General features: G+C 61.8%; 12 protein-coding genes. 5 read left to right on the top strand and 7 right to left on the bottom strand.

The window, feature by feature from the left end; translation table 11 throughout:
- The first annotated feature begins 10 nt into the window (after nucleotides 1–10).
- From smc to ACTF58_RS09080, 3 genes are all read left to right on the top strand, one after another.
- The gene (gene smc / locus ACTF58_RS09090) at nucleotides 11–3,466 is read left to right on the top strand and encodes a chromosome segregation protein SMC (RefSeq protein WP_438991660.1); all 3,456 of its coding nucleotides are present in this window, start codon (nucleotides 11–13) and stop codon (nucleotides 3,464–3,466) included.
- Nucleotides 3,467–3,910: 444 nt separating this feature from the next.
- Nucleotides 3,911–4,816 carry a LysR family transcriptional regulator gene (locus ACTF58_RS09085; protein WP_298806457.1) on the top strand — a complete coding sequence of 302 codons (906 nt, stop codon included), beginning with the start codon at nucleotides 3,911–3,913 and terminating at the stop codon, nucleotides 4,814–4,816.
- A gap of 188 nt (nucleotides 4,817–5,004) precedes the next feature.
- Nucleotides 5,005–6,642 (top strand): ABC transporter substrate-binding protein, encoded by a 1,638-nt coding sequence (locus tag ACTF58_RS09080; protein WP_438991659.1) that lies wholly within the window; start codon nucleotides 5,005–5,007, stop codon nucleotides 6,640–6,642.
- 389 nt (nucleotides 6,643–7,031) lie between these two features.
- On the opposite strand, the gene ACTF58_RS09075 is transcribed toward ACTF58_RS09080, so the two are convergent.
- Nucleotides 7,032–7,910, bottom strand: coding sequence for a 3-hydroxybutyryl-CoA dehydrogenase (locus tag ACTF58_RS09075; protein WP_438991658.1), 879 nt, complete (start codon nucleotides 7,908–7,910; stop codon nucleotides 7,032–7,034).
- A 161-nt stretch (nucleotides 7,911–8,071) separates the two neighbouring features.
- Here ACTF58_RS09075 and ACTF58_RS09070 point away from each other — a divergent pair, with 161 nt between their 5' ends.
- Nucleotides 8,072–8,917: a DUF6473 family protein gene (locus tag ACTF58_RS09070; protein WP_438991657.1), complete on the top strand. Its 846-nt coding sequence runs from the start codon at nucleotides 8,072–8,074 to the stop codon at nucleotides 8,915–8,917.
- Here the strand turns inward: ACTF58_RS09070 and ACTF58_RS09065 are convergent.
- On the bottom strand, nucleotides 8,895–9,665 hold the full coding sequence (locus ACTF58_RS09065) for an alpha/beta fold hydrolase (RefSeq protein WP_438991656.1): 771 nt from the start codon (nucleotides 9,663–9,665) through the stop codon (nucleotides 8,895–8,897). The genes ACTF58_RS09070 and ACTF58_RS09065 overlap by 23 nt on opposite strands.
- Before the next feature lie 6 nt (nucleotides 9,666–9,671).
- Between ACTF58_RS09065 and ACTF58_RS09060 the strand changes: the two genes are divergently transcribed.
- The gene (locus tag ACTF58_RS09060; protein ID WP_438991655.1) at nucleotides 9,672–10,100 is read left to right on the top strand and encodes a hypothetical protein; all 429 of its coding nucleotides are present in this window, start codon (nucleotides 9,672–9,674) and stop codon (nucleotides 10,098–10,100) included.
- Between the two features lie 73 nt (nucleotides 10,101–10,173).
- Here the strand turns inward: ACTF58_RS09060 and ACTF58_RS09055 are convergent, their stop codons facing one another.
- From ACTF58_RS09055 to ACTF58_RS09035, 5 genes are all read right to left on the bottom strand, one after another.
- The gene (locus tag ACTF58_RS09055; RefSeq protein WP_438991654.1) at nucleotides 10,174–11,562 is read right to left on the bottom strand and encodes an SPOR domain-containing protein; all 1,389 of its coding nucleotides are present in this window, start codon (nucleotides 11,560–11,562) and stop codon (nucleotides 10,174–10,176) included.
- A gap of 77 nt (nucleotides 11,563–11,639) precedes the next feature.
- The gene (upp, locus tag ACTF58_RS09050) at nucleotides 11,640–12,272 is read right to left on the bottom strand and encodes a uracil phosphoribosyltransferase (protein ID WP_438991653.1); all 633 of its coding nucleotides are present in this window, start codon (nucleotides 12,270–12,272) and stop codon (nucleotides 11,640–11,642) included.
- Nucleotides 12,269–13,471 (bottom strand): phosphopentomutase, encoded by a 1,203-nt coding sequence (locus ACTF58_RS09045; RefSeq protein WP_438991652.1) that lies wholly within the window; start codon nucleotides 13,469–13,471, stop codon nucleotides 12,269–12,271. The genes upp and ACTF58_RS09045 overlap by 4 nt, the downstream gene beginning before the upstream one ends.
- On the bottom strand, nucleotides 13,468–14,775 hold the full coding sequence (locus ACTF58_RS09040) for a thymidine phosphorylase (RefSeq protein WP_438991651.1): 1,308 nt from the start codon (nucleotides 14,773–14,775) through the stop codon (nucleotides 13,468–13,470). Before ACTF58_RS09040 ends, ACTF58_RS09045 begins: the two co-directional genes overlap by 4 nt.
- On the bottom strand, nucleotides 14,772–15,221 hold the full coding sequence (locus ACTF58_RS09035; protein WP_438991650.1) for a cytidine deaminase: 450 nt from the start codon (nucleotides 15,219–15,221) through the stop codon (nucleotides 14,772–14,774). Before ACTF58_RS09035 ends, ACTF58_RS09040 begins: the two co-directional genes overlap by 4 nt.
- Nucleotides 15,222–15,258: the final 37 nt, after the last annotated feature.

Genomic DNA, 15,258 nt, shown 5'->3' with positions numbered 1-15,258 from the left:
AAAACGGGCAGTGCGATTTCATAAGCTCAGACTTACGGGGTTTAAAAGCTTCGTCGATCCGACCGACCTGATTATTCAGGACGGTCTGACAGGCGTTGTCGGCCCCAATGGCTGCGGCAAGTCCAACTTGCTGGAAGCCCTGCGCTGGGTGATGGGCGAAAACCGCCCCACCGCCATGCGGGGCGGCGGGATGGAAGACGTGATCTTTGCGGGCGCATCCTCGCGGCCTGCGCGCAACTTTGCCGAAGTTTCGCTACATATCGACAACCAAGACCGCCTTGCCCCTGCGGGCTTTAACGACATGGACAACCTCGAAGTTGTCCGCCGTATCACCCGCGATGTGGGTAGCGCCTATAAGGCCAACGGCAAGGACACCCGCGCGCGTGATGTGCAGATGCTGTTTGCCGATGCTTCGACAGGTGCGCACAGCCCTGCTCTTGTGCGGCAGGGGCAGATCAGCGAGCTGATCAACGCCAAGCCCAAGAGCCGCCGCCGCATTCTGGAAGAGGCGGCAGGGATTTCGGGCCTTTATCAGCGCCGCCATGAAGCCGAACTCAAGCTCAAGGGCGCGGAAACAAATCTGACCCGTGTCGACGATGTGCTTGAGCAACTGGCGGCACAGCTGGCGCAGCTTGCGCGCCAAGCCCGCCAAGCGGCACGCTATCGCGAGATCGGGGAGGAGTTGCGGCGGGCGGAGGGGTTGCTCCTTTATCGGCGGTGGAAGGAAGCGCAAGTATCGCATCTTGAGGAGCAGAACGTCCTAAAGGAGCGCACGGTGGCGGCGGCGCAGGCCGAATCGGCGGCGCGGGAGGCGACAAAGCTGCGCCAGAGCCGCGAAGACGCCTTGCCCGCCCTGCGCGAAGAAGAAGCCATTGCAGCGGCCGTGCTTCAGCGCCTTTCAGTGCAGCGTGACACGCTGCAAGATCAAGAAACCCGCGCGCTCGCGACGATTGAAACGCTGGAGGCGCGGATCCGCCAGCTTGCGGCGGATATGGAGCGTGAGGAAGCGCTCAACCGTGACGCAGGCGAAACCATCGCGCGGCTTGAATGGGAGGCTGAAGAGCTGAAAAAGGCCGGCGCGGGCCATGAGGCCAAGCTGGCGCAAGCGGCAGAGGCGTCTCAAGAGGCCGCCCAAGTCTTGCAGGCGCGTGAGAATGCCCTCTCCGAGCTGACCGAAGATGTGGCCCGCTTGGCCGCACGGCACCAATCCGCGCAGCGCTTGCTTGAGGACAGTCGCAAGACCGAAGCCCGCTCCAGCGAAGAGGCCGAAAAGGCCAAGCGCGCCGCAGGCGAGGCCAAGGCGCTGTTGGAAAAAGCAGCGGTCGATTTTGAAGCGGCCCAGCAGGCCGAGAGCGCGGCGAACAAGCGCTCGCAGGAGGCCGAAGAGGCGCTCATCGCCGCCGAAGCGGCGCGGGCGGCGACGCAAGCGCGCGAGGCAGATGCGCGGGCCGAGCTGAGCGAAGCCGATGGCGAAGTCAACGCACTCTCCGCAGAGGCCAGCGCCTTGGCGCGGCTTGTGGAGCGCGACACCGCCGAGGGCGGGCAGATCATTGACCAGCTGCAAGTGACGCCGGGCTATGAGAAGGCGCTGGGCGCGGCGCTGGCGGATGATTTGCGCGCGCCTGAAGTGGCAGAGGACGGGCCGTCTGGCTGGGCGAGCCTGCCTGCCTATAGAGAGGCGCAAGCCCTGCCTCAGGGCGTCGAGCCGCTGTCGTCTCATGTCAATGTGCCTGCGGTTCTGACACGGCGGATGGCGCAGATCGGGCTTGTGGAGGCCGAGGCGGCCGCTGCTTTGCAGGCCGAGCTGAAGCCCGGGCAGCGGCTTGTGAGCCTTGATGGCGATTTGTGGCGCTGGGACGGATTCCGCGCTTGGGCCGAGGATGCGCCGAGCGCGGCGGCGCTGCGTCTGGAGCAGATGAACCGTCTTGAAGCGCTCAAGCAGCAGATGGAAGCGGCCACCTCAAAAGCGCAGGGCGCGCGGCTGGCGCATCAGGTTCTGACCGAGCAACTCAAGCGCGACGGCGAGGCCGATAAGGCCGCCCGCGAGGCGCGGCGCGCTGCCGATACAGCCGTGGCAGAAGCGGCGCGGGCCCTCAGCCGCGCGGAAGCGGACCGCACCTTGGCGGAGTCGCGGCTGGACTCTTTGGGCCTTGCTGTAAAGCGTCATGAGGAGGAAGCCATGGCGGCGCGGCGCTCTTTGCAGGAGGCGGAGCGCGGGCTTGCTGGGCTGGGCGACCTTGAGACGGCGCGGGCCGAAGTCGAAGATGTGAAGATGACGGTTGAGGCGGCGCGCATGACCATGATGGCCAAGCGCTCAAGCCACGACGAGCTGCGCCGCGAGGGCGAGGCGCGCACGCGGCGGGGGCAGGATGTCACCAAGGAGCTGTCGGGCTGGCGTCACCGTCTGGAGACGGCGGGCAAGCGGATCGCCGAGCTGGGCGAGCGTAAGACGGCGAGCGAAGCCGAGCTGAAAGACGCCACGGCGGCACCAGAGGAAATCGCCGCCAAGCGCGAGGAGCTGGGCCACTCGATTGCGCAGGCCGAGGCGCGCAAGGCGAAGGCCTCTGATGCGCTCTCCACCGCCGAGGGCGCAGAGCGGGACGCGACGATCGCCGAGCGCGAGGCCGAACGGGCGGCCAGCGAGGCGCGCGAGGCGCGGGCGCGCTCGGAGGCCCGCTCGGATGCGGCGGGCGAGACAGTGGCCTATGCTGCCGAGCGGATCGAGGAGGAGCAGGAGACAACGCCAGAGGCGCTTTTGGAGAGCCTTGGGGCGGACCCCGAAAAGATGCCCGCTTCGGAGATGATCGAGCAGGATGTGAACCGCCTCAAGCGCCAGCGCGATGCGCTGGGCGCGGTCAACCTGCGGGCCGAGGAAGACGCCAAGGACGTCTCGCTGGAGCATGACGGGCTATTGCTTGAAAAGACCGATCTGGAAGAGGCGATCCGCGCGCTGCGCACAGGGATTGCCAGCCTCAACCGCGAGGGGCGCGAGCGGCTTTTGACCGCATTCGAGCAAGTGAACGACAACTTCTCGATGTTGTTCAAGCATCTGTTTGGCGGCGGCGATGCCAACCTTGTTTTGGTGGAAAGCGACGATCCGCTGGATGCGGGGCTTGAGATTATGTGTCAGCCGCCGGGTAAGAAGCTGGCGACGCTTTCGCTTCTGTCGGGGGGGGAACAGACGCTGACGGCGATGGCACTGATCTTTGCGGTGTTTCTTGCGAACCCTGCGCCTATTTGTGTGCTCGACGAGGTCGATGCACCTTTGGATGACGCCAATGTCACGCGGTTTTGTGACCTGCTTGACGAGATGTGCCGCCAGACCGACACACGGTTTTTGATCATCACGCATCATGCTGTGACGATGAGCCGGATGGACCGTCTGTTTGGGGTCACGATGCAGGAGCGGGGCGTGAGCCAGCTTGTGTCTGTGGACCTGAAAAAGGCGGCGGCGATGGTCGCTTAGGGGCTGGTGGGCCGTGGTTTTGGCGGATGTTCTCAAATGCAATTGTTAACGCAGCGTCCCGATTGGTTAACGGGGCGAAAACGGCCTGATTCTAGGGGGGTGTTTTGTGTGCACCGGGCGTGCACCATGCGTGCACCGGGGGATCGCCGGCTTTGTTAAGAGAAAATTAGGTAATGGGGCGTGCGCTGGTGTGTGCAGATGGGTGTTGCCCACTCTCGGGGGCGGCGCGCGTTGGATCTGTTGGATTTGGATATTTAAGGCAAAAAGAAAGGGGCGGGGGCGTTTATGGGAACAGGGGGCGTTTTGGAAACCTCTGTTTCGTTGTTTCGCGGTCTTGAACGATCCTTGGGAAAACCCTGATATTATCTCATGAGCGCCCAGATTGTGCCTGATTGTGCGGCGATACCTTGGTTTGAGAAAAGAATAATCGAGGGATTGTCGCGCATGGACCGACTGACTGAAATGGAAGCCTTTGCTATGGTCGTGGACCAAGGCGGCTTTACCGACGCTGCGAAGAAGATGGGGATTTCCAAATCTGCGGTTTCAAAGCACGTTTCCAGCCTTGAGGCCCGTTTGGGGGCGCGGCTTTTGAACCGCACGACGCGGCGGGTCAGCCCGACCGAGATTGGCCTTGCTTACTATGACCGAGCGCGGCGCGTGCTGAATGATGCGGGGGAGGCGGATGCGCTTGTCTCTTCGATGCAGTCTGATCCTTCGGGGCTGTTGCGCATTTCTGTGGCGACGGACTTTGGCGTGAACCATCTGTCGCCTGTGCTGGGCGAGTTCCTTGCGGATTTTCCTGATATCACCGTCAATATGGTGCTTAACAACCGCTATGTGGAGCTGATTTCGGAGGGCTTTGATATGGCGATCCGGATTGGCGAGCTTGAGGACAGCTCTTTGCGGGCGCGCAAGCTCACCGAGACAAGTATGCGCATGATTGCCAGCCCGAGCTATTTCCAGCGCCACGGGCGGCCACAGAAGATTGACGATCTCAACGACCACAAGCTGTTGCATTACTCCAACCATTCGGCGGGCAATGTCTGGAAGATCACGGCACCCTCGGGCGAGAAGCGCCAAGTGCGCACGGCGGGGTGGCTGACTGTGAATGACGGGCAATCGCTTCTGAATGCGGCTGTGTCGGGCCTTGGGATCGCGTATCTGCCGAGTTTTCTCTATGCGGAGGCGCTTGAAAAGGGGCTTGTGGAAGATGCGATCCCTGATCTGCCGATGGAGACGCAGGGCATCTATGCGGTGTATCCGCCCGGGCGCTTTACGCAGCCCAAGGTGCGCGCCTTTATCGACTTTCTGGTTCATGCCTTTGGCGACAAGGGGCCGAGCGACTGGTGACATTGACGTTTTGATTTTCCCTGCGGTTGTTCCGCACCTGGCCCCGGTTGATCCGGGGCCTTTTTTTGGGCTGAGGTCAGGCTCTGGACAGCTCTGTCCAAAAAGAGTTTCTGCGAATCGGCTAAGTTGGCGTAGCCTGTGAGGACCGCCGCACGCATGACGGCGGACATCCAACGGGAGAAACCTCAATGAAAGACGATTTTCAAAATCCATCGGTACGGTCACAAGTAAAGGACTGGGCGAAAGCCACACGCGCGGGTAAAATGGAGCGCCGCGAATTTCTTGCGCTGGCAAGCACCTTTGGCGCGAGCGCAGCTGTCGCTTATGGTCTCTTGGGGCAAGCGCGCCCCGCATTGGCGGAAGGCGAAGGCAAGCCGGGCGGAATATTGAAAGTCGGGATGCGCATTTTGGCGATGAAGGATCCGCGCTCGTTTGACTGGACAGAGCATGGCAATGTGGCCCGCCAGTATCAGGAAACGCTGGTGCGCTGGAACAGCGACTTTACCTTCTCGGGCTTGCTGCTGGAAGACTGGACTGTGTCGGACGACTCCAAGACCTATACGCTCAATGTGCGCCGAGGGGCCACATGGAGCAACGGCGACACCTTCACGGCGGATGACGTTATTTTCAACCTCAACCGCTGGTGTGAAAAGAACGCCGAGGGCAACTCAATGGCGGCGCGTTTTACGCCGCTGATTGACGAGGCCACAGGCATGGCCCGCGCGGGCGCGATCCAGAAGATCGACGATATGACGGTCCAGCTCAATCTTGAGGTGGCCGATATCAGCCTGATTGCCGGTATGGCAGATTATCCTGCGATGATTGTGCCGCAAAATTATGACCCTGAGGCCGACTTTGAGAGCAATGCTGTTGGCACAGGCCCGTTTGAGCTGACCAACTTCGAGATCGGTGTGGGCGCGAGCTTCAAGCGCCGCGAGAGCGGCTGGTGGGGCGGCAAGGCGCTTTTGGACGGGATCGAATTTATCGATTATGGCACGGACCAGTCCAATATTCTGGCGGCCTTTGAGGCGGGTGAAATCCACCTCAACGATGAAACGGCGGCGGATTATATCGACATTTTGAACGGGCTTGGGCTTGAGCATAAATCACAGGCGACGGCGAGCACGATTGTGGCGCGGATGCGGGCGGACACTGCCCCTTACGACAGCAAGATGCTGCGCAATGCTGTGCAACTGGCGGTCGATAATTCTGTTGTGCTTGAGCTTGGCCGCAATGGTCAGGGGCTTCCTGCAGAGAACCATCATGTCGGCCCGATGCACCCAGAGTATGCCGCGCTTCCCAAGATTGCGCCTGATGCGGCGAAGGCGAAAGCCATGCTGGAGGAGTCGGGCCATGGGGATACGGAAATTGAACTGATTTCGATCGACGGGGATTGGCGCACTGTCACAACCGACGCCATTGGCGCGCAACTGCGCGATGCGGGCTTTAATGTAAAGCGCACGGTTATTCCAGGGAGCACCTTCTGGAACGATTGGACCAAATATCCGTTTTCGACCACCAACTGGGGCGCGCGGCCTTTGGGCGTTCAGGTGTTGACGCTGGCCTATACCTCTGGCGCGGCTTGGAACGAAAGCGGGCATGAAAACCCCGAGTTTGACGCCAAGCTTGCCGAAGCCTCGGGGGTGTTTGATCCGGATGCGCGGCGCGAGATTATGAAAGACCTGCAGGCGATGTTGCAAGACAGCGGCGCGGTTGTGCAGCCGTATTGGTATAATCTTGATTTGCACCATGTGGCGGCTGTGAAGAATGTGACGCGCCACCAGTTCCGCGAGATGCATCTGGAAAACGTCTGGATCGACGCGTAAGTTTTGAGCCGAGAAAAAGAGAGCCGCCGAGGGAGACTTCGGCGGCTTTTTTTGATCTGAAGGGTTGGTGCGCAGGGAATGCGCACCCTAGGGGATGTGAGGGGGCGGATTTGAGGCGGGAGCGAGACCTCTGTTGGAAACACCGAGCCGTTTAACAGCCGCGCAGCGGCCCGGCTATCCTTTGCCACGGCAGGCGAATTGGCTACGCCAATTCTGCTGAGAGTGGGTCAGCCCCTCCCTTGGGCTGGCGATTTGGCAAATGCAGGCGCATCATTCGTTCTGAGGTGGTATTTGGCAGACATAAAGCGCATTTTCAAAACCTTCGGATCGCCACCCCAGAGGCTGACCTTGAATCTGTTGTGAATTTACACTTCGTGCGCCTGAGTGGCTCAGCGTGTTGGGACAGGCGCGCCTTCGCCGCGATAGTCGTAAAAGCCACGGCCTGTTTTACGGCCCAACCATCCGGCGGCGACATATTTTGTGAGCAAGGGACATGGGCGATACTTGGTATCGGCGAGGCCGTCGTGCAGCACATTCATGATCGCGAGGCAGGTATCAAGGCCGATAAAATCGGCAAGCTCCAAGGGACCCATCGGATGATTGGCGCCGAGCTTCATGGCGTTGTCAATCGAGGCGACATTGCCGACGCCTTCATAGAGCGTATAGCAGGCCTCGTTGATCATGGGGATCAGGATCCGATTGACGATAAAGGCGGGGAAATCTTCGGCGCTTGCTGCTGTTTTGCCCAAGCGCTCGACCACGGCGAGGCAGCTCTGATAGGTTTCGTCATCTGTGGCGATGCCACGGATCAGCTCGACCAGCTGCATGAGCGGCACGGGGTTCATGAAGTGAAAACCCATGAATTTTTCGGGGCGGTCCGTGCGCGCGGCGAGGCGGGTGATCGAGATTGAAGAGGTGTTGGAGGTCACGATGGCATGGTCGGGGAGATGCGGCACGAGGCCCTCGAGGATCTTGATTTTGATCTCTTCGTTTTCAGTGGCGGATTCGATCACGAGATCAGCGGTGCCGAGCGCGGCGACGTCGAGCGCGGGGCTGATACGGGCGAGGCCGGCTTGCATATCGGCCTCTGTGATCAGATTGCGCGAGACTTGGCGCACCATGTTTTTCTCGATCTTGGCGAGCGCGGCTGTGAGCGCGTCTGGACTGAGATCATTGAGGGTCACGTTATAGCCTGCGAGGGCCATGACGTGCGCGATACCATTGCCCATCTGGCCTGCACCGATGACGCCGACTGTTTTGATATCCATGATGCTCTCCTTCAGGGTTAATCACGACAATAAGCCGCGCCTTGAGCGGGCTGCAAGGCGAAAGATCGGCCATTAAATCCTGCGTATTTTATCTGTTAGGGAATTCGCAACAGCTCTGGCGCATCCTCGATTTTGGGTGAACTAAAATTGTGGTGGGAACTATGTCCTATGAACGAATAGGGGGCGCAGCCCTTGACTATCGACTCTGCGAATATGACGGATCGCGGCTGAGCTTTCGCGGCCCCAAGCGGAACCTTGAGGCGCCTTATGTGGCCCTATTGGGGGGCACAGAGACGTTTGGCAAATTTGTGCCGCGTCCTTTTGCCGACCGGCTGGAGGACAAGCTCGAACTGCCCTGTGTCAATCTCGGGGTGATGAGCGCGGGGCTGGATGCGTTTGCGAGCGATCTTGGTGTCTTGAGCATGGCGGCGCGGGCCGAGGCTGTGATTGTGCAGGCGATGAGCGCGCATAATCTGTCGAACCGTTTTTACACGGTGCATCCGCGCCGCAACGACCGCTTTTTGCGGGCCTCCGAGCAGATGAGAAAGCTGTTTCGTGGTGTGGATTTTACCGAGTTTCACTTTACCAATCATCTGTTGCGCCATCTGGCGCGCTATCACCCTGAGGGGTTTATTCTGCTGATGCGGGAGTTGCAGCAGGCTTGGGTTGCGCGGATGAAGCTTTTGGCGGAGCGGGTGGGCAAGCCTGTGGTGCTGTTATGGTTTGCCGATCATGAGCCTGCGGAGAAGCGCGGATTTGTCCATGCGGCGAGCGCGCCTTTTGCTGTGACCGAGGATATGATCGAACAGCTTGGCGGGGATGTGGCGCAGGTTGTGATCTGTCGGGTCAGCCCTGCGGCTCTGGCGCATGGTCAGGAGGGCATGGTCTTTGCCGATCATGAGGCTCTGGCGGCGATGCAACTTCTGGGGCCAGCGGCGCATGAGGAGGCGGCCGATGCACTTTTGCCTGCGGTGCAGCGGGTGCTTAAGCAGTCTTGGCGGCGTTGAGCCATGTGCGCAGCGCGGCCTCAAAGGCGCGGGGGCGCTCGGCGTGAAGCCAGTGTCCCGCCTCCGGGATTTTGGCAAAGCGGGCCTCGGGGAAGAGCGCCTTGATCTGGGGGCGGTGCTCGCGCGTGACGTAGTGCGAATTGGCCCCTGTGAGAAAGAGTGTGGGGCCAGTGAAGCGGGCGTCGATCTCGGGGAAACCGAGAATCTGAGGCATATTGGCCTCAAGCGCCGCTAGATTGAGCCGCCATTCCTGCGCTTTCACATCCAGAGACTGAGTGAAAAAGGCTGCGAGGGTCGGGTCTTTGACCAGCTCGAGCAGGGCCGTTTGGGCCTCGGCGCGGCTGTGGAGCGCGGCCAGATCAAGCGCGCGCATGGCGTTGATATATTGCTGCTGGGAGTGGGTATAGCTCACGGGGGCGATGTCGGCGACAGTGAGGCGGATGACGAGATCGGGGTGGCGTAGGGCGAGCACCATGGCCGCCTTGCCGCCCATCGAGTGGCCGAGCACATCGGCGCGCCCGCCCTGCGCCGCGATCACGTCGGCCAAGTCGTCGGCGAGAGCGTGATAGCTGTGATCATCTGAGTGCAGCGAGCTGCCATGGTTGCGCATATCGACGGCAATCACCTGACGCTCGTCAGACAGGCGCTTGGCGATAACGCCCCAGTTGCGGCCTGATCCGAAGAGGCCATGGGCGATCAGCAGCGGGGGCTTGGCGGTGGCGGTGCCATGGAAGATAGTGTGTAACATAGGTGCGTGATACGCTATTTTCCAGAGGAAGGAAAAGGCGCAAGTGAGACGGGGTGTGACGTGATCGAGCCGAGCCGTTTGAGCGAGATGGAGCGTGAGCTGCGCGGGCTGATGGCGGCGCATCTGGGCGTGGAGCGCGCCAGTTTGGCCGAGAGCTTGCGCGCCGTCGGGCGGGGGCTTCCTCTGCGGCACAGACGGGACGCTGCGCGGATCACCGAGGCGCTTGAGAAGGCCACGCATCCGAAGCTTTATGCGCAGCTCGACGCGGCGGCCATCATCAAGGCGCATGGCCGCTTGAAGGCTTATCTGGAACGGATCGACCGTGGCGAAGTGAGGCGCCGCCAGTGGATAAGGGGCGGCGCGGGGCTGGCGTTCAATCTGTTGATTGTGATCACGGCTGTGATTGTTGTGCTGCGGTTGCGCGGCTTTGTTTGAGGCTTGGACCTGCCAGACAGAAAAGCCCGCGTTTGAGAAACGCGGGCTTGTGTTGTTTTGAGAGGGGCGTGGCTCAGCGCGCGTAGGCGTCAGAAAAGCCTGCGCGGCGGGCTGTGGCAACAGCGGCCTTGAGTTGATTGGACGGGAACGGCCCTGCCATCACCAAGCGGTAGGATTTGCCGCCTTTTTTCAGGGTGCCGAAGCGGGCGGGCAGGCCTGCTGCAGTGATCTGCTGTGCGGCGCGCTTTGCGTTGTTTTCATTGGCAAACATTCCAACCTGAACGTAGCGGTTGCCCGTTGCTTTGGGTGTGGCTGCGGCGGCCTGTGTGCGCGGCGCGGCCGCTTTTGCGGGCTTGCTGCGCGAGGAGGCGGTCAGGCCCATGGCGGCGTTCTGATCGGCCATGCTTGTGTAGGGGTAGCGCAGATCGGGAAAGAGGGTGTTGACCACGCGGCCTGTGTCTTTGATGTAGAGCCTGCGCGGGATCGTGCGGGTCCAGATCAGATCGGACTGGCGAATGCCCTCGACGGTCATTTGGCCGCGGTTCGGATTGAGGCGGTCATCGTCCCACGCCTTGCGATAGCCTTTGGGAATTTTGGTGCCGACTGTTGAGCGCGTTTGCTCTGTATTGGCATGGCGCGGCATGACGCGGGCTTGGCCTGTATTTTTGATCTGGGCTGTCTGGCCACTTGTCTGTGCGGCGGGCTGTTGCTTGGCTTGCGCGCGGCCTAAGGGCGACTGTGATTGCGGGCCACAGCGCACATTTTTACCGGAGCCTGCATACTTGGCGCTGATGCCTGTGAAATTGGGGCAGCTTGTGGTGCGGGTCTTGCGCTGGGCGGATTGGGCTGCCGCGGCGGGGGCAAGAGGCGCGACTTTGGCTTTTTGCGCGACAGGCTGCACAGGCATCACAGGCTTTGGTGCTGGCTTTTGCGCAGGCTGAAAGAGGCGGGCTTGCTGAACGCGCTGGGGCGCGGGGCGTGTTGTCGGGGTTGCGTCAATCACGCGGGGCTGCGCGGCTTTGGCAACGCGCGGCGCAGGGGCCACGGGCTTGGCTTTGGCAGCCACTGGCTTGGGGGCCGCCACGGGCGCTGGCGCTGGCGCGACGGCGGCAGGCGCTTCGTTGTTTGTGATCTGCACCGGAGCCTCGGCGGTCTGGGCGGAGGCGATATTGGCCTCTGCGCCTGAGAAAGTCGGCTTGAGCCCGCAGAGGAGCTTGCGGGAGCGTGACACCCGCGGAATCCAGTTGACGCGGCCATCAATGCCTGCGCGCACAAAAGCGCAGCCGTCATTGTCGACAAATTGCTTGCCCTTGTAGGAGGCGGGCGGGTAATTCACCGGCCCGTCAACATCACGCAGCGCTTGGGCCTGTGCCGTTGAAAGGGGCGCTGTTGAAAGTGACAGTGACAGAAAAAACAGCGACAGAAAAAAGGCGCCAGGCGCGATAAAACGGTTCATACTCATACATTGTCCCCACAAGTCTGCGGGAAATATGCCTGATCACCCAAGACGTGTCTAGGAGCGAATACCGAAAATATGCGCTATTTTGTGCCGAACATCCTGTCACCCGCATCCCCTAGACCCGGGACGATATAGCCTTGGGCATTTAGGCATTCATCGAGCGAGGCTGTGATGATATGCACATCGGGGTGGGCTTCTTGCATACGGGCAACGCCTTCGGGGGCGGCGAGCAGGCAGAGAAAGCGGATACGGCGCGCGCCTGCGGCTTTGAGCAGATCAATCGCGGCGACAGAGGAGTTGCCTGTGGCGAGCATCGGATCGACCACGAGCACATCGCGGGCGGCGATATCTTCGGGCACTTTGAAATAATATTGAACGGGTTTGAGCGTGGCTTCGTCGCGGTAGAGGCCGACAAAGCCGACGCGGGCCGAGGGGATGAGGTGTAGCAGGCTGTCGAGCATCCCGTTGCCAGCGCGCAGGATCGAGACAAGCGCGAGCTTTTTACCGGCAAGATAGGGCGACTGCATGGCTTGCAGCGGGGTTTCAACCTCGCGCATTTCCAGCGGCAGATCGCGGGTGGCTTCATAGGCGAGGAGCTGGGCGATTTCGCCCAAGAGCTGGCGGAAGTGCGCGGAGGGCGTGGCTTTGTCGCGCATGAAGCTGAGTTTGTGCTGGACCAGCGGGTGATCAACGACTGTCAGGTTTTGGCTCATCTTTTGTCTCGCTTTCGGTTTGCGCCTGAGAGGAAGCTCGCCCCTGATCCGCGCTCATTTAGGCCAAGATGGGCCGCGATTGTGGCGGCGACATCTTTCATTTGGACCTGTCCTATCTCACCTTGACCCGCACCTGCAACCAGAACGGGCACGCGCTCGCGGGTATGGTCAGAGCCGTGCCATGTCGGGTCATTGCCGTGATCGGCGGTGAGAATGAGCAGATCGTCGGGTTTGAGCGCAGCGAGGATCTGCCCCAGCTCGCTGTCAAACCACTCCAGATGGCGGGCATAGCCCTTGGCGTCGCGCCGATGGCCGAACTCTGTATCAAACTCGACAAAATTGGCGAAGGTGAGCGCGCCGTCGAGGGCTGTCTGGAGGCGCGCTTGGAGGTCTTTCATCAGCTCTGTGTCGCGGCCCTTGGTGGCGGTGTCTATGCCACGGCCTGAGAAAATATCGCTGATCTTGCCGATGGCGTGGGTCTGGTGGCCTGCGCTTTGGGCCCAGTCAAGCAGGGTGGGCGCGGGGGTGGCGATGGCGTAGTCGCGGCGGTTTTTGGTGCGTGTATAGCTGCCGTTTGCGCCTGTGAAGGGGCGGGCGATGACGCGGCCGACTTTGAGGGCGTGCAGATGTGGCGCGAGGTCTGTGCAGAGCTTTAGCAGGCGTTCAAGGCCGAAGTGTTCTTCGTGCGCCGCGATCTGGAAGACGGAATCAGCGGAGGTGTAACAGATCGGCCAGCCAGTTTTGATGTGCGCGTCTGCGAGCGCCTCAATGATCGCGGTGCCTGAGGCGTGGCAATTGCCGAGGATTCCGTCTGTGGCGGCGAGGCGCTGCACCAGTGCTGTGATCTCGTCGGGAAAGGCGGGCTCTGTGTCGGGGAAATAGTGCCATGCCCAAGGGACGGGCACGCCCGCAAGCTCCCAATGGCCTGAGGGGGTGTCTTTGCCGAGGCTGGTTTCTGTGGCGGCCCCAAAGCGGCCTATGAGGGGCGCGCTGGGCGGTAGGGCGAGGCCAGAGGCGAGCGTGATCGCCTGCTTGAGGCCGAGGCTTTCCAGATGGGGCAGCGCGGGGGCGCAGGCCTCATAGATATGGCCCAGCGTGTTGGCGCCTGTGTCGGGCAAGGCCCCGTTGAAGAACCGGTCGGCATCTGGCGCGCCGCCGATGCCGGCGCTGTCGAGCACGACAAGAAAGGCGCGGCTCATGCCGTGACCCTTTCCAATACGAGCGGCTTTGCGGCGGGCGCTGCGCCGATCTGTGTGGCTTTGAGGACGTCTTCTGCAGCGCGCTGGGCGGCGTCTTCGCGGCTGGCGTGGACGCGGGCTATGGGCTGGCCTTTTTCGACGCGGGTGCCGAGCGGGAGCATATCCGAGAGGCCGACGGCGTAATCAATGCTATCGCTTTCGACCTGCCGCCCGCCGCCGAGAGCGACCACGGCAAGGCCGAGCGCCTCGCCGTCATAGGCGGCGATATGGCCCGCTTCGGGGGCTTTGACTTCGCGGATGATATTGGCTTCTGGCAGGTAGCGCGCCCAATTGTCGGCAAAGCCGAGCGGGCCGCCTTGGGCTGCGCACATCCGCGCGAAGGCTTCGGCGGCGCGGCCTGAGGCGATGGCATGGCTGATCTGGGCGGTGCCGTCCTCCAGCGTTGCTGCGAGGCCAGCATCACAGAGGAGCTGGCCGCCGAGGGCCGCAGTGATTTCGGCAAGGCGCGAGGGCGCGGGAGAGGTGAGCGCGCGCATGATTTCGCAAATTTCGAGCGCATTGCCGAGCGAGGCCACCAGCGGCTCGTTCATATCGGTGATCAGGGCGGATGTTTTGCAGCCTGCGGCATTGGCTGTGGAGACGAGAGACTGCGCCAGCGCACGGGCCTCTTCAGGGGTTTTCATAAAGGCACCCGAGCCGCATTTGACATCGAGCACCAGCGCTTCAAGCCCTGCGGCGAGCTTTTTCGAAAGGATCGACGCGGTGATCAGATCGAGGCTTTCGACCGTGCTTGTGACATCGCGGATGGCGTAGAGGCGCTTGTCGGCGGGGGCGAGATTGGGCGAGGCGGAGACAATGGCGAGGCCGTTGTCGCGCACAGAGCGTTGGAACTCTTCCATACTGAGCGCGGTTTTGAAGCCGGGGATGGCGTCGAGCTTGTCGAGTGTGCCGCCGGTATGGCCAAGGCCACGGCCCGAGACCATGGGCACAAACGCCCCGCAGGCGGCGAGCGCGGGGGCGAGCAGAAGCGAGACACAGTCCCCGACCCCGCCTGTGGAATGTTTGTCAACGATGGGGGCGGGCAGATCCCAGGCCGTCACATCGCCGCTGTCGCGCATGGCGAGGGTGAGCGCGACGGAATCTTCATGCGAGAGTTTGGAAAGCACCACGCCCATGGCGAAGGCCCCTGCTTGGGCATCAGACACGGAGCCATCGGCCAGCCCCTGAGCAAAGCCGCGAAGCGCCGCCGCGCCTATGGGCTGACCACGGCGCAGCGCAGCAAGCAGAGCACGGGTGTTGCTCATGCCTTGTCCATATGGGCGTTGGCAAAGGCACCGGGGAGCAGCTCGGCCAGCGTGTAGCTGGCTTCGCGGCCCTCTGTCGTGGCGAGGGTCACGCGGGTGTCGGCCTCGCCGAACTCCATCAGCTTCTGGCGGCAGCCGCCGCAGGGCGGCACGGGCGCAGGGCTGTCGGCGATCACATAGACCTCGGTGAGGCGTGTTTGCCCCGCCGCGACCATGGCCGCAATCGCCCCTGCCTCGGCACAGGTGCCTTCGGGGTAGGCGACATTTTCGACATTGCAGCCAGAGAAGACCTCGCCCGAAACGGCGCGAATGGCGGCCCCCACTTTGAAGTTGGAATAGGGGGCATAGGCATTGGCGCGCACGGCGCGGGCGGCATCAGCGAGGGACATTGTGTGTCTTTCCGTTTGTTTTACGGTATCTTGGGAGAGGCGGGTGTCAAAGTGCAAGAGGAGATTCGCAGCGCTTTGAAAACGGGTATGAAAT

Origin of the sequence: Lentibacter sp., assembly GCF_965657785.1 — a bacterium.
In the GTDB taxonomy this organism is placed as follows: Bacteria; Pseudomonadota; Alphaproteobacteria; order Rhodobacterales; family Rhodobacteraceae; genus Lentibacter.
The sequence above is the reverse complement of the archived record's forward strand: the minus strand, read 5'-3'. Positions and strand labels throughout refer to the sequence as shown.

Coding starts and splice junctions, on each gene's coding strand:
- ACTF58_RS09085 (WP_298806457.1), top strand. CDS start 3,911: ATGGACCGACTGACTGAAATGGAAGCCTTTGCTATGGTCGTGGACCAA.
- ACTF58_RS09080 (WP_438991659.1), top strand. CDS start 5,005: ATGAAAGACGATTTTCAAAATCCATCGGTACGGTCACAAGTAAAGGAC.
- ACTF58_RS09075 (WP_438991658.1), bottom strand. CDS start 7,910: ATGGATATCAAAACAGTCGGCGTCATCGGTGCAGGCCAGATGGGCAAT.
- ACTF58_RS09070 (WP_438991657.1), top strand. CDS start 8,072: ATGTCCTATGAACGAATAGGGGGCGCAGCCCTTGACTATCGACTCTGC.
- ACTF58_RS09065 (WP_438991656.1), bottom strand. CDS start 9,665: ATGTTACACACTATCTTCCATGGCACCGCCACCGCCAAGCCCCCGCTG.
- ACTF58_RS09055 (WP_438991654.1), bottom strand. CDS start 11,562: ATGAGTATGAACCGTTTTATCGCGCCTGGCGCCTTTTTTCTGTCGCTG.
- upp (WP_438991653.1), bottom strand. CDS start 12,272: ATGAGCCAAAACCTGACAGTCGTTGATCACCCGCTGGTCCAGCACAAA.
- ACTF58_RS09045 (WP_438991652.1), bottom strand. CDS start 13,471: ATGAGCCGCGCCTTTCTTGTCGTGCTCGACAGCGCCGGCATCGGCGGC.
- ACTF58_RS09040 (WP_438991651.1), bottom strand. CDS start 14,775: ATGAGCAACACCCGTGCTCTGCTTGCTGCGCTGCGCCGTGGTCAGCCC.